We start from the raw sequence: 18,927 nt of genomic DNA on the forward strand, positions 1-18,927 counted from the left end.
AAAGAGAGAAAACAAGAAAAATTAAATCAGATAAAAAAATTCTGAAATATACTCTTGAATTGAATATCATTATCAATTAGAATCATAATTGATAACGACATTCAATTATCGTTTATTATATAAAATTTCGATAGCTTTAATATAAAGAGGAGGACCAACATGCAGCATGCGAAACAAATCGCAGAACATGCAACATTACAAAGCTTTTTAAACTGTTATTTAAGAGAAACAGGGAGTGGAGAATGGATTACAGAGGATGAAAGAATGAAGATTATCTTCAGTAATACGTTGAATAGAGATACAGTCCCCACATATTTATGTTGTCGGCTATCGGCACAGAACGTTACTTTGTATGGAGAAGTTATATATAAATCATCAACAGATCGTCATTTGTTTGGAGAACAATTTTATTATCAAATTGGAGATAGTAATTCTGTTATTAAAGCAGATTACGTTACAGTTATTACATTTTTAATAAAAGAGATGTCTATCAACTACGGAGAAGGGACGAATCCTGCGGAACTTATGCTTCGAGTTATCCGTAGTTGTCAAAATATTGAGGAATTTACAAAAGAGAGAATAGAAGATACGTCCGCATTATACGGTTTCCATACAACTTTTATAGAAGCGGAGCAGTCTTTATTATTTGGGCATTTAACTCATCCTACACCAAAGAGTAGACAGGGGATATTGGATTGGAAAAATGCAATGTATTCTCCAGAATTAAAAGGAGAATGTCAGCTTCATTATTTTCGGGCCCATAAAAGTATAGTAAATGAAAAATCATTATTATCAGATTCTACAACAACGATTATAAAAGAAGAATTAAGTAATGATGAGATGGTTAGTAAGGAATTTATAGAGAAGTACTGTAAGGAAGATCAATATGCATTAATTCCAATTCATCCGCTTCAGGCAGAATGGCTCTTGCATCAAGCTTACGTACAAGATTGGATAGTTCAAGAATTGCTTGAGTATATTGGACCTGTAGGTAAGTATTATATGGCAACATCATCACTAAGGACGCTATATCATCCCGATTCGAAGTATATGCTTAAGTTTTCATTTCCGGTGAAAGTAACGAATTCAATGCGTATTAATAAACTGAAAGAACTTGAGAGTGGTCTTGAAGGGAAGGAAATGTTAAAGACGGCTATTGGTGAAGTACGAGAAAGGTTTCCAGGCTTTGATTTTATTTGTGATCCAGCCTATATTACATTAAATTATGGAACACAAGAATCTGGATTTGAAGTGATTATTCGCGAGAACCCTTTTTATAGTGAACATGCAAACGACGCAACATTAATTGCTGGGCTAGTTCAAGACGCTATACCTGGAGAGCGTACGCGGTTATCGAATATTATTCATCGCCTAGCAGATTTAGAAAGTAAAAGCTGTGAAGAAGTAAGCTTAGAGTGGTTTAGACGATATATGAATATTTCTTTAAAGCCAATGGTATGGATGTATTTACAGTATGGTGTTGCATTAGAAGCTCATCAGCAAAATAGCGTTGTTCAGCTAAAAGATGGTTATCCGGTCAAATATTATTTCCGTGATAATCAAGGATTTTATTTCTGTAATTCAATGAAAGAGATGCTTAATAATGAATTAGTTGGTATTGGAGAACGTACTGGAAATTTATATGACGACTATATTGTGGATGAGAGATTTCGTTACTACTTAATTTTCAATCATATGTTTGGTCTCATTAATGGTTTTGGCACAGCAGGATTAATTAAGGAGGAAATTCTTCTCTCGGAATTAAGGTCTGTACTTGAATCATTCCTTCCGTATAACCGGGAACCTTCAACATTTTTAAGAGAATTATTGGACGAAGATAAGTTAGCGTGTAAAGCAAATTTACTAACGAGATTTTTCGATGTCGATGAGTTAAGTAATCCATTAGAGCAAGCAATTTATGTGCAAGTACATAATCCGCTCGTTAGAGAAGTGGCTGTTCGTTCATAAATAGCGTTAAAATTTCACGTAATACAAATAATGGTATTTTGTCATAAGGTGGAGGGTTTTATGAGAGTGGACATGTATCATACGAAAGTATTGAAGGCGCTCGAATCAGAAGATTACATTTCAGTACGAAGAAGAGTGCTACGTCAATTAGTAGAATCGTTAATTTATGAGGGGATTATTACACCGGTTCGCATAGAAAAAGAAGAACAAATTCTTTTTATAATACAAGGACTTGATGAAGAAGACAAAAGTGTCACGTACAAATGCTATGGCAGGGAACGGATGACATTTGGACGTATTTCTTTAGACTCATTAATAGTAAGAGTCCAAGATGAACAGCAAGAAATACAATCTGTCTCGCAATTTCTAGAAGAAGTTTTTCGGGTTGCTAGTGTAGAACAAGCTAAAGTAGATTCTTTTATGCACGAATTAGAACAAACAATATTTAAAGACACGATTGCACAATATGAAAGAAATAATAAGAAAGAATATACTCAAAAATCTTACGATGAGTTTGAAAGCCATTTAATAGACGGCCATCCATATCACCCTAGTTATAAAGCACGTGTTGGATTTCAATATCGTGACAATTTTCAATATGGATATGAATTTATGCAGCCAATAAAACTCATATGGATTGCAGCGCATAAGAATTATGCGACTGTAGGTTATGAGAATGAAGTGATGTATAACGACCTTTTAAAAGAGGAGATTGGCGATCGTAAATTAGAAGAGTTTATGGAACGAATTCGTAATAGGGGATGTTATCCAAAACAGTACGTGTTTATACCTGTTCACCCATGGCAGTGGGAGAATTTCATCATTTCAAATTATGGGGATCATATACAGGGTAATTTTATTATTTATTTAGGAACATCAGAGGACGATTATTGCGCGCAACAGTCAATGAGAACGTTAAGAAATATTACGAGTCAAAAGAAACCGTACGTTAAATTATCGATGAATTTACTCAACACTTCAACACTCCGTACACTGAAACCATACTCTGTTGTAAGTGCACCAGTAATATCAAATTGGTTAAATGATGTTGTAAGTAATGACGCCTATTTAATGGATGAAGCACGTTTAATCTTGTTAAGTGAGTTTTCAAGTGTAACGTATGACACGAATAAGAAAGCTATATATGGTTCATTAGGATGTATTTGGCGCGAAAGCGTTCACAAGTATTTAGATGCACAAGAGGATGCAATTCCTTTTAATGGTTTATACGCTAAAGAGAAAGATGGTACACCAATTATTGATGCGTGGTTGAATAAATATGGAATGAAGGATTGGCTACAATTACTTATTCAAAAAGCGATAATACCAGTTATACATCTTGTTGTAGAGCATGGCATCGCACTGGAATCACATGGACAAAATATGATTCTAGTCCATAAAGAAGGGGTGCCTGTTCGTATTGCGTTAAAGGATTTTCATGAAGGGCTTGAGTTTTATCGTCCATATTTGAAAGAAGTTGACAAATGTCCCGACTTTACTAAAATGCATAAAACATATGCGAATGGAAAAATGAATGATTTCTTTGAAATGGATCGCATTGAATGTTTGCAAGAGATGGTGTTAGATGCACTATTTCTGTTTAATTTAGGAGAATTAGCATTCGTACTTGCGGATGAGTATGGATTGAAAGAAGAACATTTTTGGATGATGGTTGTTGAAGAAATTGAAAATCATTTAAGAATATATCCACATTTGAAAGGTAGATTTGAAAATATTCAATTATATGCACCTACATTCTATGCTGAACAATTAACGAAACGTCGATTATATATGGATGTGGAATCGCTTGTTCATGAAGTTCCAAATCCATTGTATAGAGTAAGACAACTTATGAAACAAAAATCAGCTGTTACAGGGGGAAATTATGCTAATCGTTAATAAACAAGAGTATAGCAAAAGTGATTTTGAATTGAGATTACAAGTTTATGAGGAAATGGAACAATTTCAAAAAGCAGAAGGAAATAGATTTGCACTTTGTCTGAAAGATCCATTCGATATTATTACGCTTGTGTTTTTCTTAAAAGAAAAGAAATCATCAGTATTACTTATACATGAAGATACGCCAAAAGAAACGGCTATTGAAATGGCAAAGCGTGCAAATTGTGTAGGGATTTTATATGGAGAATATGGCGATTTTACAAAATTAGAAGTAGGGAACTTTTTACTAGAAGAGCCTTCTTTATTGCAATATAGTTCGGGAACTACGGGAGAACCGAAACTGATTCGTAGAGCATGGACGGAAGTTGATACAGAAATTACTGCCTATAATGAAGCTTTAAACTGTGAAGTAGATGAAGTGCCAATCGTTATGGCTCCTGTTTCACATTCATACGGACTAATATGTGGTACGTTATCAGCAATTACGAGGGGGAGCAAGCCTGTAATCATTACGAACAAAAATCCTAAATTCGCATTAAATATAGTTCGCAATACAGAAAAACATATTATATATGCAGTACCACTTATGTTACACATTATGGGGAGTTTTCCATTAGGAACGTTCCAGTTTCATAAAATTATGACATCAGGATCGCCTTTGCCAGAAGCACTATTTTATAAACTAAAAAAAATGACAACATATATGATGCAGCAATACGGTTGTTCTGAAGCAGGTTGTATTAGTATATGTCATGATATGAAAAGCCATTTAGATTTAGGAAACCCTCTACCTCATGCAAGTATAAGCATAGGTTCAGATGAAAATGCACCGGAAGAAATCGTCGTGAAAATGAATGATAAGGAAATTTTCACGAAGGATTTAGGGTATAAATCTGAGCGTGGCATTCATTTTATGGGGCGTATGGACGATGTAATTAATGTCTCAGGATTAAAAGTCTTTCCTATAGAGGTAGAAGAAACGATGCTTCGATTGGAAGGTGTGCAAGAGGCAATTGTATATCGGGGGAAACATCCTGTGATGGGCGAAATAGTTAAAGCGAAAGTGATCTCTCATGTTGATCCAGTGAAAATAAGAGAATGGTGTATTCAGCACTTACCTTCTTATAAAGTTCCGCATGAAATTGAAAGTGTAAATGAAATTCCTAAAAATAAAACTGGAAAAGTAAGTAGAAAGTTACTAGAGATGGGAGAGGTTACAACATGAGACGGGAAGCGTTAAAGAATGCCGTGTTAAAAATTATGATAGAAAAAATGGAACTGAAAAATGTAACGCATTTAGAAGAAACGATGCGCTTAAATCAAGATTTATATATAGATTCGGTAATGATGTTACAGCTTATTGTATACATAGAAATGGATGTAAAGCTATGCGTTCCAGAGGATGAGGTAGACCCAAAGGCATTTCTTACTGTAGGATCTTTGCTTGATTTTATGGAAGAGTTAGAGCCGTTACAGGAAGTAAATGTGAATAACTAACCTTTAGGAAAGTGGATGAGAGTATGACTTCAATTAAAGTGCACTGTTTAGTGAGTTGTTTTTGTGAAATTATAAAAAGGCGTAGCGACATTGATTTTCGTCCATTTTATTTTGGACTATGGGATGGAGATTTTGATATAACACAAGGCGGAATTATTTCATATCACTCTGAAAACATTAACCATGATCATTATTTAATTTGGTTTGAAAAATTGTACGGTATTAAAGTAAACGAATGGTATGATCATGCAAAAGATAAAGATAGCAATGTAGAAACGTTTTTAGAATTAGTAGAAAACAAGCCGGAAAATCGTTATGTCATTGTAATGGTTGATATGTCTCTATTACCAGAGAGGGAAAATAAATTTCATCAAAAACCGTTTCCACATTATTTAATGATATCAAAAACAGAGAAAGAAGAAGAATGGTTCATGCTAGATCCTGATTTTCGTTGGGAAGGAAATATGGAAAGAGAAAAAGTACTTCACTCTATTCAAGATAACCCATTTGGTGGAGGTTATTTCATTGATATAGAAGGAATTGGAGAGCCAACGCAAGAAACAGTAGCTAGTTATTTCACAGAAACATTCAAAAAGAACGACAATGAACTGACTATGGAACTGAAAAATTTAATTGTAAAAATGGCAAATGAGGAAGAAGGATATGCGCTTTCTGGACTTGTAGCAGCAGTAAAACAAATACCAGTACTTGCAATTCGTAAATATAGTTATGAGCATGCCTTTGCATACTTCCGTGAAACGTTGCAATATTCGGAGCAAGAATTTGATTATTGGTGTGATCGAGTAGAGGATATTGTACAAGGATTTACAAATGTACAGTATCGTGCAATTAAAATGGCAATGACGAATAATAAAGGTATGCTAGTATCGATTATTGAAAAACTGGATGAAATGAATGCAATTGAACTGCAAATTAAGAAGGAATTAGAGAGACAGTTTCTATCATGGAAAGGTATGAAAACAAATCAATCTGTCGCAACTCTTTAATAAGCTAACTGAATTTAAGATAGGAGAGTTTAATACTATGAAATATTCGCTATGTACCATTTCATTTCGTCATCAATTAATTTCATTTACTGATATTGTTCAATTTGCATATGAAAACGGTTTTGAAGGAATTGAATTATGGGGGACGCATGCACAAAATTTGTACATGCAAGAACGTGAAACGACAGAACGAGAATTGAATTTTCTAAAGGATAAAAACTTAGAAATTACGATGATAAGTGATTACTTAGATATATCATTATCAGCAGATTTTGAAAAAACGATAGAGAAAAGTGAACAACTTGTAGTACTAGCTAATTGGTTTAATACGAATAAAATTCGCACGTTTGCTGGGCAAAAAGGGAGCAAGGACTTCTCGGAACAAGAGAGAAAAGAGTATGTGAAGCGAATACGTAAGATTTGTGATGTGTTTGCTCAGAACAATATGTATGTGCTGTTAGAAACACATCCCAATACACTAACGGACACATTGCCTTCTACTATAGAGTTATTAGAAGAAGTAAACCATCCGAATTTAAAAATAAATCTTGATTTTCTTCATATATGGGAGTCTGGCGCAGATCCAATAGACAGTTTCCATCGATTAAAGCCGTGGACACTACATTACCATTTTAAGAATATATCTTCAGCGGATTATTTGCATGTGTTTGAACCTAATAATGTATATGCTGCAGCAGGAAGTCGTATAGGTATGGTTCCGTTATTTGAAGGTATTGTAAATTATGATGAGATTATTCAGGAAGTGAGAAATACGGATCTTTTTGCTTCCTTAGAATGGTTTGGACATAATTCAAAAGAGATATTAAAAGAAGAAATGAAAGTATTAATAAATAGAAAATTAGAAGTAGTAACTTCGTAATGTGAAATGATGTGAGAGTCTCGTTTAGAGGCTCTTTTTTTATGGTAAAAAATAACCAAAAATTTCCATGTATTTTAATTTGAATTTAACACAATTTATATATAAATAAGGAGGTGATTGGTAATGGCTAGAAATCGTAATTCTAATCAATTAGCATCACATGGAGCACAAGCAGCTTTAGATCAAATGAAGTATGAAATTGCACAAGAGTTCGGTGTACAACTTGGAGCTGATACTTCTTCACGTGCAAACGGTTCTGTAGGCGGTGAAATCACAAAACGCCTAGTAGCGATGGCAGAACAACAGCTTGGTGGCGGATATACTCGCTAAATGTAGAAGGTTATAGGAGAAAGGAAGGATTCTTCCTTTCTTTTTTTTTCAATTAATTGGTATGGATATATAGTGAACAGAATTCAAAGAATAGAAGTAATACTATATTTTACCCAATTTCTTTTGTTGTGAATGGGAAGTATTAAAGATGTAATAGCCCTGGTGGAATGAAAATTATGTTCCAGCAGGGCTATTATATGGTAAGAAATATATGATGAAAGGTTCCGAAATCAACATGTTAAAAAAAGAAAACTGTTGTTTAATTGCGCTTGCATCAGTTCCACTTGTCATGACATTAGGGAATTCAATGCTCATTCCAATCTTGCCGACAATTGAAAAGAAATTACATATTTCATCGTTTCAAGTATCCATGATTATTACAATTTACTCTATCGTAGCCATTTTACTTATACCGATTGCTGGTTATTTATCAGATAGATGGGGACGAAAGATGGTAATGGTTCCGAGTTTGCTGATTGCGGCTATAGGAGGAGCGATAACTGGTTGGGTATCATGGAAAGTTGATAATCCCTACATTTGGATACTAATCGGTAGAGCGATTCAAGGTATTGGTGCTGCTGGTGCAATGCCGGTTGTTATACCGTGTGTTGGTGATTTATACAAAGATGAAAAACAAGTTAGTACAGGTTTGGGAATCATTGAGACATCCAATACATTTGGAAAAGTGCTGAGCCCTATTTTAGGATCTGCTCTTGCTGCCATTGTATGGTTCTTACCATTTTGGGCGATTCCAGTTTTATGTGTCGTAGCAATTGTTTTATTGCTGGTATTAGTAAAGGCAAAAAAACAAGAAGGGGAAGTACCGCCACTAAAAGAGTTTATTCGATCTATTATCTCTACGTTTCGAGAAAAGGGAAGATGGTTAATTGCCATTTTTGCATTAGGTGCAATTATTATGCTTATTTTATTCGGAATTCTCTTTTATTTGTCGACTATACTGGAATCAAAGTATGACATTCATGGTATATGGAAAGGGTGTGTGCTTGCTATCCCGTTACTTGTACTGTCACTTAGTTCCTATATGGCCGGTAAAAAAATTGGAGATAATCAAAATGTTATGAAGAAGTGTATTTATATTGGTTTTTTAATGGCAGCTGCATCAGTCATCATTCCTTTATTTATAAAAGGGATTTACTTACTACTTCTTTGTCTCGTTATTATGGGGATAGGAATTGGTATGGCACTCCCATGTTTAGATGCTCTCATTACACAAGGGATTGAAAAGGAGCAAAGGGGAACGGTTACGTCCTTTTATAGTTCAATGCGATTTATCGGTGTAGCAGCTGGACCACCTTTATATTCTTTTTTTATGAAAGGGGCGGACCATGAAGTGTTTTATTTGACAAGTATTTTCGCTGCCATTGGTGCTGTTATAGCAATCATTTGGATTAAACCAGCAAAAGATGCAAAGACGGTAAAACAGAAACCGGAACCTACTTCATAATTTGAAAGAGAATTGCATGATGTTTTCAGTAACATGCAATTCTCTTTCGTTCATTAAGAATAAATAACTTGTTTTAACATATAAAGCGCGACACCCCATATGATGAGACCAGAAAATTTATTTAATAATAAGATTGTCTTTCCGGTTGAGTCTAGTCTTTTTAGAAATTTCCCCGCTAAAGCTAAGCTTATAAACCAAATCCAAGAAACGATAATAGTTGCAAGTGTAAAAGCCCATTTTTCACTTCCTATGTATTGAATAGAATTTGTTCCAATTACACCGATTGTGTCTAAAATTGCATGTGGATTTAATAACGAAACTGATGCTGCGAAAAGGATTTGCTTTTTTAAGGGCATACTTTTTTCTTGTTTTACATCGTTGGAAGGGTTACTTCTCCAAATAACAAAGCCCATATATAGGAGAAAGAAAAATCCAATTATATATAACGAGTTAGTTAGCCAAGAAAAAGTAAGGAGTACAAGGGAGACACCTTGCACCGCAATCAATATGAGTAACGTATCACATATAGAGGCAGTTAATACTACAGGGGCTGCCCTCCAAATGTTTGGTTGGCTAGCGCCTTGGTTAAAGACAAAAACATTTTGTACACCTAATGGAATGATAAGTCCAAATGCAAGAATGATACCATGAATAATTGCTTCACTCATCATATTACCTCCTATTTTAATTCATTATGATAGTGTATATTGTATAGAAGAAATGAAAATTTGTATCCATCCATATGGTTGGGGAGGTTACCAACCAAAAAGAATATAAGGTGATATGATGGAAAGATTCGTTTGGAAACCGAATATGTCTCTAGCGACGCCGCTGTATAAACAAATAGAAACGTATATAAAAGAAAGGATTGTTAATGGAGAATGGACCGTTGGAACAAAATTACCTTCACAAAGAGATTTGGCCCATACATTTGGTGTGAATCGAAGCACAATTGTAATGGCTTTCGATGAACTAGTTGCGAAGGGATATATTGAAGGGAATGGCAGGAAAGGAACAATTGTTGTAAATAATAATGAGAATGCTTCAACTTACGCACCCCCGCCTAATTGGCAGTCTTATGTAGAAACAGGAGTTCATTATCCGAATCTCCCAGCTATTCAAGAGATTAATCAAGCTGAATTTTATCCACATGTAATTCGGTTAGGAACAGGTGAGCTCGCGCCGAGTCTCTTACCTGAGAAAAAGATGAAAGAAATTATGAATAAGCTTTTAAAGTCAAATGTGACGCTTGGGTATGAAGAGCCGAAAGGAAATCTGTATTTAAGGGAAAAGATTTCCGAATACTTAAAGGAGCATGGCGTATATGTATCTCCTGCCTCTATATTAATTGTTTCAGGAGCAATTCAAGCGCTGCAACTTATTTCTATGGGGCTTCTTTCGAAAGGGGCATCCATCTTATTAGAGAAACCATCCTATTTATATTCGCTTAATGTTTTTCAATCAGCAGGAGTACGTTTAATTGGAATCCCAATGGATGAGAGCGGGTTACATACATCATATATTAAGAAATATAAGAAGCAGTTCAATGCCTCTATTTTATATACGATCCCGTCTTTTCATAATCCGACGAATTTTAGTATGAATACTAAGAAGCGAAAAGAAATAATGGAAGTATGTAATGAAATTGGATTACCTATTATAGAGGACGCAGTGTATCAAGACTTATGGTTTGATGCACCTAGTTCGAAACCTTTAAAAGCCTATGATAAAAATGGAATTGTACTACATATTGGAAGCATGTCCAAAGTAATTAGTCCAGGTTTAAGAATTGGATGGATTGTTGGACCCGAGCCAGTAATTCAAAGATTGTCAGACATAAAAATGCAAACAGATTATGGTTCAAGCACTATATCCCAGCAAATTGCAGCAGAGTGGTTTACAAATGGTCTATATGATGAGCATTTGCGATTTGTAAGAAGTGAATTGAAAAAACGAAGAGATTTTATGTTACTAATGTTAGATAAATATCTTCGTGAAATAGCAACTTGGCATGAACCAACAGGCGGGTTTTATATATGGGTACATATAAAAATACCCATTTCATATCGCAGTTTATTTGATAAAGCTCTGCAAGAAAAGGTTTTATTAAACCCAGGTACTTTATATGATAGAAGTGCAAATCAATTTTTGCGCCTATCGTATTCATACGCAACGTTAGAAGAAATTGAAATAGGTATAAAAAAACTTGCACAACTAATGAAAAAGTAAGAGGAGAAAGTAATGAAACAATATGTAATTTGCCAAATGATCAATGGAGAAAAATATTTAGCTGCTTATGCGGAGACCCAGCAAGAAGCAATTGAAAAAGCAGAACTGTTAGGATTAAGAACGGGAAATCGTTACATAGTTATTACTGCAGAAGAAGCCGAAGGGTTATCGTACCCTTAAACAATGTACGAGATTGTATAGGAAGTAAATAAGCCTAGTAATATAAGAAATTACTAGGCTTATTTACTATTAATTTGTCAAACGTTTTTGTATGCAAAATAATAATATTATGAGTCAAGTTGACGAAAAAATCGATTTGTCTTTCGGTCTTGATTTCCTTTTCTATATTCATCAATATATTGCCTAAAGTTCCAAGCTTGTAAAAATTTATTAGCAGAGTTATAACCAGAATTGTAAAGCCATTCTTTTTCTTCCTTTGTCAGTTCAAAATTAGTACTTGTAATCGTTCCTGTTGGAATTGTAATGGTTCTTGCTTTTGATTCCTTATCTAAATGACGTAAATCGTGAGCTTGCATCATTGTTTTAAATAGTCCTTTGAACATAGAAATAGGCTCGTTATAGTGAGCAGGGTCAGCTTGAATCTCATCTTTTACAAAATGAAATCCGAAAGTCGGCCAGCGAGGAGCGGTAGGTGAATCGAAGATCCAAATTGGATAATTACTTAGAATTCCTCCATCAACCATATAACAAGGCTGCTTCCATTTTGGAGTTCTCCATTTTACGGGTTCAAAGAAGAAGGGGATTGTACTACTCATTCTTACCGCTTTAGCGATAGAGAAGCGATAATTTAAAAATCCGTAGTTTGGTAAGTCGTCAGGAAAGACAACCATTTTACCATTACTAATATCAGAGGCGATGATTTTGAGTTTGTTTAGATCTGGTAAATCAGTAAATAAATGAACACCTTTTTTTCGAAGTAATTCTTCAATCCATTCTTCTATAAATACATTAGAGTATATACCTAGAGTAGTCCATGCACTTAGTCCCTTACCGATAAAAGGAATTCTATCAATAAAAGTTCTTTTCGTAAATTTATTATAATCAATATCAGTTATAATCGTTTTTAACTCTGAACAAGAATATCCTGCCGCTAGGAGCGCTGCAATAATCGAACCAGCCGATGTACCAGCTACACGTTCCCATTCATAACCTTTTTCGGCTAACGCGCAAATTGCCCCGACATGCGCAATACCGCGCACACCGCCTCCTTCAAAAACACCATCAATCTTCATTAAACATACTTCCTTTCGAATAAAAGATTTGGAAATGGCAAAAAAGCACGTATTGTACGTGCTTTTTTTTAATAGTTTTTAAGTTTACTAGCAGCCTACAAAGCCGCCCCAACAGCTAGCTCCGATGATGATTAGAAGGATAAATAAAACGATTAATAAAGCGAAACCTCCGTAACCACAACCGCCGCCACCGTATCCGTAACCACAGCAACTATATCCGTAACCCATGTGGAATTCCTCCTTATATTTAAAAATGAACGAGGGGAAAATGTACTGGAAGAAATAAAGAATTATCGTGTTTGTAGGAACAATGTATAGTATGCTTTTTTAAACTTGTTCGCGTACGAAGGATAAGCCCGTTTTTTAGAGGCTTGTTGATTTTGTAAAGAATGAAGTATAATCTTTGTACTATGATATAAATAAGTATGTAAATGTAAGGAGAATTTATGAATAAAAAAATTGAAGTATTAATTGATAAATATGAACTAACACACTTGAAAGAAGAACTTATTAATACTGTATTTCCTTGTATAAAAGTTGTGCCAAAGCAGCAGGAAACTGTTGCGATAGGTAGTTCGAAAATGGGAGGAGTTCCTGATTTACCAGCTTTATTTGAATATCCAAAGTATAAGGGAAATCCACTACAATTTATCGCACAATTTAACTTAAGTGATTTACAAAACGTTGGTATGGATCACAATCTTCCTAAGACGGGGATGCTGTATTTCTTTTGTATTGAAAATTATTTTGAAGAAAATGTGAATCTAACAGAAGCTGGGCGTGTACTTTATTATGATGTTCCTGTAGAGCAATTACGAAGAGAAAATGAAATACAAGCGAAATATAACCAGTGTGCAATTACTTTTGAACTGACATACAAATTACCAGAACTTTTCATTGAAGATGAGGCTGATTCAGATCGTTTCTTGCAATTACTTGAAGAGCTAATTCCAGATAACTACGATAACCATCAAATGTTTGGTGAGCCATTCTCTGTACAAGAAGAAGTGTTATATGAGACAGGAGAATATATGGGAGTAGACCCGCAGCAAATGACTCTTTTATTCCAAATTGATTCAGATCATAAAAATTGTAATATGGTTTGGGGAGAACTAGGGATGCTATATTTCTGTATTAGTAATGAAGATTTGAAAAATCAACGTTTTGAAAATACATGCTGTGTATTACAAACATGCTAATGAAAAAAGGTTGTTCTTTTAAAAAGAACAACCTTTTTATGTGAATTAGTTAATATGCATAATCTCATATGACCTATACGAAAAAGTATTGTATACTCTGAAACTATACGATACTTTTTCGTATAGTTATAGAATATAAGGAGTGACAAGATGGGAAAGACAAGTAAGTATGTGACAGCTGCCGCACTTTGTTCAACTATAGTAATGGGAGGCTTACAAGCGTCATCTGTATCTTATGCAGCTACAAATCCGACTACGGTGACAGCACAATCAGATGTAAAGTTATTAGATGATTTCAGAAAAGAATTAAAAAAACAGATTGATAATCGAGAAGAAAATATTACAATCACATATAAAACAAAAGATAGAAATGCTAGAAATATTATGGATCAATTGTATGGTGAGTTTAATAAAATTGTAGATGCTGATGAGTATGTAAAATATAATGTAGCGTCTACTAGATATTCTATTAAAGGAATGCCAGGGGACTATACGTTTACACTGCAAGTAAAATACCGTGAATCAAAAGAACAAACTCAATATGTAAAAGCTCAGGCAAAATCAATTGTTGGATCAATTGTAAAACCAGGAATGGATGAGCATGAGAAAGTAAAAGCTATTCACGATTACGTTGTGAAGCATGTGTCTTATGATACGTCTTATCAAGCGTATACAGCATATGAAGCATTAGCGAATCGTTCTGCCGTTTGCCAAGGATATACATTATTAACGTATGAGTTGTTAAAAGAGGCAGGTATTCAAAATCATATTGTAACAGGCACAGGAAATGGACAAGCTCACGCGTGGAATTTAGTGAACATTGAAAACAAATGGTATCACCTAGATACTACATTTGATGATCCAGTACCAGATAAAGCAGGGCGTGTAACTTACTCATATTTTAATATGTCTGACGAACAGTTAAGTAAAGATCATGAATGGGATCGTAGCAAATATCCAGCGGCAACTACAAGTTATTTTGGTGAATTAACAAATAAAATAAAAGCTGGTAGCTCAAAAACTGTTGTATATGAGCAGATGTTAAAAGAAACAAATTTACAATACTTATCTGCAGAATACGGAGCAGAAAATTATAATGAATTTAAGCAAAAGTTGCAGCAACAGTTTGCAGCCAAACCAGAAAAAGTAGAAGTACGATATAAGCAGTCCATGGATGGAACGATGCAAGATATAAAGAAAGTATTAAATGAAATAAATTGGCCAAAAGGTGCAAAGCGTGTGTCTTATCAAGTAGCACCTTATAGTGCATTGGCTGGTTATTCATTGGCGACAATTACATTTACGTATTAAGCAATGAGAAAGAGCATCTGTAAAAGATGCTCTTTTTATATTTGTTGATCACTTTAAAATATTGGGAATTATGTGATAAAATAAAAAGGAGAGGATGTGAATGCTGAATGAACTTGTTCGAAAGTAATATTTTCACATTGATATATACTTGTTTAGTAATCGGACTTATCGTTTTGTTTTTCATATCATTTACTTTGTTTATTAGAAGAGTATTACAAAGCAGCGTTGCAAAGAAACACCATGTGATTAATATGAACCAGAAGCTAGATCGAATTATTGAATTGCTTGAAAAAGATAAGAAATAGCGATAGAAGAAGTATGAAAAGGGGAAAGAGAATGGCGAATTATATAAAAGAATTACGTGAAAAAGTAGGACATGATTATGTTTTCTTAAACTTTGCCGGTGGTTGTGTATTTAATAAAGAAGGAGAAGTATTACTGCAAAAAAGAGGAGACTTTAACGCTTGGGGCTTTCCAGGTGGCGCAATGGAGATAGGGGAATCGGCTGCGGAAACTGCAATCCGAGAAATAAAAGAAGAAACCGGGTATGATGTAGAAATAAATGAGCTTATTGGAGTGTATACAAAATATTTTCAATCATATCCAAATGGAGACAAGGCACAGTCAATTGTGATGTGTTTTTCATGCTCAATAGTTGGGGGCGACAAAAAAGTAGATGGTGATGAAACGTTGGATTTGAAGTTTTTCCCGTTAGACGACATGCCACCGTTATTTTGTAAACAGCATGAAGATTGCCTGCAAGATTTATTGGAGAAAAGAGTAGGGGTATATCGTTAACATATAAAAAAGAAGCTAAATGAGATTAGCTTCTTTTTTATGTTTTATTTCCACCAATCATCAAACATTGACGCTGGTACTTGTCTTTTATGCTCACTCACTGTGTAACGTTTTTCAATTTTCTCTGCAACGTCAGCTGGAACTGCTTTACCTTCTAAATAATCATCTAATTGATCATAAGTAATACCTAACTCTGTTTCGTCAGCTTGACCTGGTTTTTCATCTAATAAATCAGCTGTTGGCATTTTTAAGTAAAGTCGCTCGTCTGCACCTAACTCTTGTAATAATGCACGTCCTTGGCGCTTCGTTAATCCCGTTAATGGTAATAAATCTGCACCACCATCTCCGAATTTTGTAAAGAACCCTGTTACAGCTTCTGCAGCGTGATCTGTTCCGATAACAAGAAGCCCTTTTTGTCCACCAATTGCATATTGAGTAACCATACGGATACGTGCTTTCACGTTACCTTTATTGAAATCTGTTAATGATTCACCCAATAAGTTTTCATATTGATTTGAAAAAGCATCAACAGTTGAAGCAATATCAAATGCAACAGATTGATCTGCTTGAATGAATTGTAATGCTAATTGTGCATCATCTTCATCTTTTTGTACTTTATAAGGAAGACGTACGGCGATAAACGTTACATTACCACCTTCGTTACGAATTTCTTCAACTGCAAGTTGTGCTAAGCGTCCTGCTAATGTAGAGTCTTGACCGCCGCTAATACCAAGTACAAATCCTTTTGCACCTGTTTTTTTTACATAATCTTTTAAGAAATCAACTCGTTTACGAATTTCAACTTTTGGATCAATTACAGGCTGAACATGTAATGCTTTCATAATCTGTTCTTGTAATGTCATTATGTTTTCCTCCTATTCATATTAAAGCGGTAAATAAGTTTATATGTATAATGGTACATACTTCTATCCTTTATTATTTCGCAAAACTAACGAATATACAATAGGATGTGTGTATGAATACGAATGTAGTCATTATAAATAAAGTACTACGTATAAGCAATTTTTTTAAACCTTTCAAAACTGTAAGGTTTTTGTCATTTGAATCGATGGAAGGTATTTCCGTACTTTACTAATATAAAAACATAGTTAGTAGAAAGAAGGGCGGAGAAGTAATATGAACATTAGAGAACTCGCATATCGGAATGTAACGCGAAATAGACGGACATACTCAGCCTATTTTTTGAGTAGTGCATTTGCTATTATGGCCTTTTTTGTGTATTCATTTTTTGCGTTTCATCCGGCATTAAGTGCAGGAGAATTGGGTCAGTACGTATTCGTAAGTATGTCTTTTGCACAGTCTATTATTTACTTATTTACATTCTTCTTTATTTTGTATTCGATGGGAATGTTTTTAAAAACGAGAAAGCGTGAGCTAGGAATTTTAATGATGCTAGGTATGACGAAATATCAATTAAAGCGTCTTATCTTTTTTGAAAATATTATGATTGGAATAGGGGCAATTATTTTTGGTATTCTTTCAGGTATGTTATTTTCAGGGGTATTACTATTTGTCGCCCCGATGATATTAAAACTAGATATATCCTTATCCTATTACATACCGATGAAAGCAATTGTTGTAACAAGTATTATGTTTTTCATATTATTTATGATCATATCATTGTTTAGTGCAGGAATGATTCGTAAAAATAAAATTATGAAGTTGTTTAGAGGGTCAGCAGAGGCAAAACCGGAACCGAAAGCATCAATCATTTCTTCAATATTAGCAGTAGTATTGCTTAGTGCTGGCTATGTAGGAGCTCTTCTATCGCATGGCGCAATGGTATTTATTATGATGATTCCTGTTACAACGGTAGTTATTATTGGGACGTATTTGTTGTACAAGCAGCTGAGTGTCTTTATTATTCGATTATGTAAAAAAAGTAAACGTTTCTATTGGACACAGACTAATATTATTACGTTATCAGATTTAGCGTATCGCATGAGAGATAACGCAAGAATGTTCTTTATTGTAACCATTATTTCTACTGTAGCATTTTCCGCAATAGGGACATTAGTCGGCTTCGCATCCATGACGAAAGGGATAATGGAGAGACCAATTGCGTTTCATTACCATTCTAAGCAAGGGAATAGTAACGAATCACAACATATACAAATGATTGACAAAGGATTAAAGAAACATAATATAGCAGCTTCAAAAACTAATATTTCGACAAAGAAAACGGAGGAACAGTCGTTAAGAAGCGCCACTTTTATAAAAGAATCAGATTATAAGGAATATGCAAAGTTAACAGGAGAACCATTTAATACTGTAGCCAATAAAGAGATTGTATTTTTGTCAGCTGATATACCAGGGCCAGCGATGAAAGAAAGAAAAGAAATTACTTTACTCAATATGAATGAAAGTTTAAAGGTGAAAAAAGTTACTTCATCTTCATTGGGGAAAATATTAAGAGGAAATGTTTATGTAATCTCTAATAATCAATATGATTCATTACAAGATGGATTTATAGAGACAAAAGATTATATGTATAAAACTGAAAGAACGAAAGATGAGATTGAAATTGGTAAAGAGCTTACTCATCAAATTAAACCGTATCAAGAACAGTCAACGTTTAGTGCGGAAGAGTACGAACAAAACCAAAGTTTACAAATTGCAGGACCGATTTTATTTGTAGGTTTCTTTATTGGTATAGTATTTTTCGTTTGCGCAGGAAGTTTCCTTTACTTCCGTTTATTCTCCGATTTGGAGGATGATGTTCGCTTGTTCGAAATGATTCGAAAAGTTGGATTGACGAGTGGGGAATTATCGAAGGTAGTTACAATTCGATTAGCGCTTTTATTCTTCGTTCCAATTGGTGTTGCAACATTACATGGGGCAGTAGCCTTAACTGCGTTAGGGCAAATGTTTGAGTACTCATTGTTTAAAGAAAATACAGTTGTATTAAGTATTTTCATAGGTATTCAAATTGTATACTTCTTACTTATAAGATCCCGTTATGTAAAACAATTGAAAGAGAGATTACATATGCATTAAATGTGTTTTTTTAACTCGAGTACAAAATTTTCTAAAAAGAGGCAAGTATTGCCAAAAAGTGATAAAATGGAAA

19 protein-coding genes are annotated in these 18,927 nt (G+C 34.3%); 15 read left to right on the forward strand and 4 right to left on the reverse strand.

The features are described 5' to 3' along the window. Positions 1-159 precede the first annotated feature (159 nt). From AC1Q51_RS01135 to bcbE, 8 genes are all read left to right on the forward strand, one after another. Complete coding sequence (locus tag AC1Q51_RS01135; RefSeq protein ID WP_001163337.1) at positions 160-1,968, forward strand: IucA/IucC family protein; 1,809 nt, start codon at positions 160-162, stop codon at positions 1,966-1,968. Positions 1,969-2,028: 60 nt separating this feature from the next. Then, positions 2,029-3,867 (forward strand): IucA/IucC family protein, encoded by a 1,839-nt coding sequence (locus AC1Q51_RS01140; protein ID WP_492331320.1) that lies wholly within the window; start codon positions 2,029-2,031, stop codon positions 3,865-3,867. After that, positions 3,854-5,092: an AMP-binding protein gene (locus AC1Q51_RS01145; RefSeq protein WP_000909573.1), complete on the forward strand. Its 1,239-nt coding sequence runs from the start codon at positions 3,854-3,856 to the stop codon at positions 5,090-5,092. The genes AC1Q51_RS01140 and AC1Q51_RS01145 overlap by 14 nt, the downstream gene beginning before the upstream one ends. Next, complete coding sequence (asbD, locus tag AC1Q51_RS01150) at positions 5,089-5,364, forward strand: petrobactin biosynthesis protein AsbD (protein WP_001250560.1); 276 nt, start codon at positions 5,089-5,091, stop codon at positions 5,362-5,364. The genes AC1Q51_RS01145 and asbD overlap by 4 nt, the downstream gene beginning before the upstream one ends. A 23-nt stretch (positions 5,365-5,387) precedes the next feature. Next, on the forward strand, positions 5,388-6,371 hold the full coding sequence (locus tag AC1Q51_RS01155; RefSeq protein ID WP_139213213.1) for a DUF6005 family protein: 984 nt from the start codon (positions 5,388-5,390) through the stop codon (positions 6,369-6,371). Between the two features lie 37 nt (positions 6,372-6,408). Further along, positions 6,409-7,251, forward strand: a complete 843-nt coding sequence (locus AC1Q51_RS01160) for a sugar phosphate isomerase/epimerase family protein (protein ID WP_000877687.1) — start codon at positions 6,409-6,411, stop codon at positions 7,249-7,251. A 123-nt stretch (positions 7,252-7,374) separates the two neighbouring features. Further along, the gene (locus AC1Q51_RS01165) at positions 7,375-7,581 is read left to right on the forward strand and encodes an alpha/beta-type small acid-soluble spore protein (RefSeq protein WP_000113545.1); all 207 of its coding nucleotides are present in this window, start codon (positions 7,375-7,377) and stop codon (positions 7,579-7,581) included. A 235-nt stretch (positions 7,582-7,816) separates the two neighbouring features. Beyond that, the gene (gene bcbE / locus AC1Q51_RS01170; RefSeq protein ID WP_141241086.1) at positions 7,817-9,046 is read left to right on the forward strand and encodes a bacillibactin exporter BcbE; all 1,230 of its coding nucleotides are present in this window, start codon (positions 7,817-7,819) and stop codon (positions 9,044-9,046) included. Between the two features lie 53 nt (positions 9,047-9,099). Here the strand turns inward: bcbE and AC1Q51_RS01175 are convergent, their stop codons facing one another. After that, on the reverse strand, positions 9,100-9,714 hold the full coding sequence (locus AC1Q51_RS01175; RefSeq protein ID WP_001287303.1) for a LysE/ArgO family amino acid transporter: 615 nt from the start codon (positions 9,712-9,714) through the stop codon (positions 9,100-9,102). 118 nt (positions 9,715-9,832) lie between these two features. Here AC1Q51_RS01175 and AC1Q51_RS01180 point away from each other — a divergent pair, with 118 nt between their 5' ends. Then, complete coding sequence (locus AC1Q51_RS01180; RefSeq protein WP_069355447.1) at positions 9,833-11,275, forward strand: aminotransferase-like domain-containing protein; 1,443 nt, start codon at positions 9,833-9,835, stop codon at positions 11,273-11,275. A gap of 12 nt (positions 11,276-11,287) precedes the next feature. Next, positions 11,288-11,455 carry a DUF3933 family protein gene (locus AC1Q51_RS01185; protein ID WP_000816390.1) on the forward strand — a complete coding sequence of 56 codons (168 nt, stop codon included), beginning with the start codon at positions 11,288-11,290 and terminating at the stop codon, positions 11,453-11,455. Between the two features lie 107 nt (positions 11,456-11,562). Here the strand turns inward: AC1Q51_RS01185 and AC1Q51_RS01190 are convergent, their stop codons facing one another. After that, complete coding sequence (locus AC1Q51_RS01190; RefSeq protein WP_000686807.1) at positions 11,563-12,528, reverse strand: patatin-like phospholipase family protein; 966 nt, start codon at positions 12,526-12,528, stop codon at positions 11,563-11,565. Between the two features lie 87 nt (positions 12,529-12,615). Beyond that, positions 12,616-12,756, reverse strand: a complete 141-nt coding sequence (locus AC1Q51_RS01195; protein ID WP_000540419.1) for a YjcZ family sporulation protein — start codon at positions 12,754-12,756, stop codon at positions 12,616-12,618. Between the two features lie 218 nt (positions 12,757-12,974). Here AC1Q51_RS01195 and AC1Q51_RS01200 point away from each other — a divergent pair, with 218 nt between their 5' ends. From AC1Q51_RS01200 to AC1Q51_RS01215, 4 genes are all read left to right on the forward strand, one after another. Beyond that, the gene (locus AC1Q51_RS01200) at positions 12,975-13,727 is read left to right on the forward strand and encodes a YwqG family protein (protein WP_090976248.1); all 753 of its coding nucleotides are present in this window, start codon (positions 12,975-12,977) and stop codon (positions 13,725-13,727) included. 150 nt (positions 13,728-13,877) lie between these two features. Then, positions 13,878-15,038 (forward strand): transglutaminase domain-containing protein, encoded by a 1,161-nt coding sequence (locus AC1Q51_RS01205; protein WP_000520865.1) that lies wholly within the window; start codon positions 13,878-13,880, stop codon positions 15,036-15,038. A gap of 107 nt (positions 15,039-15,145) precedes the next feature. After that, positions 15,146-15,343 (forward strand): DUF4083 domain-containing protein, encoded by a 198-nt coding sequence (locus tag AC1Q51_RS01210; RefSeq protein ID WP_001048104.1) that lies wholly within the window; start codon positions 15,146-15,148, stop codon positions 15,341-15,343. 31 nt (positions 15,344-15,374) lie between these two features. Beyond that, on the forward strand, positions 15,375-15,836 hold the full coding sequence (locus AC1Q51_RS01215) for an NUDIX hydrolase (protein WP_000024996.1): 462 nt from the start codon (positions 15,375-15,377) through the stop codon (positions 15,834-15,836). 44 nt (positions 15,837-15,880) lie between these two features. On the opposite strand, the gene nadE is transcribed toward AC1Q51_RS01215, so the two are convergent. Then, entirely contained in the window at positions 15,881-16,699 is an 819-nt protein-coding gene (nadE, locus tag AC1Q51_RS01220) for an NAD(+) synthase (RefSeq protein WP_000174904.1), read from the reverse strand. Positions 16,700-16,973: 274 nt separating this feature from the next. On the opposite strand from nadE, the gene AC1Q51_RS01225 reads away from it, so the two are divergent. Continuing rightward, entirely contained in the window at positions 16,974-18,854 is a 1,881-nt protein-coding gene (locus AC1Q51_RS01225) for an FtsX-like permease family protein (RefSeq protein ID WP_097924388.1), read from the forward strand. Positions 18,855-18,927: the final 73 nt, after the last annotated feature.

It is taken from the genome of Bacillus sp. MT94 (assembly GCF_058792475.1).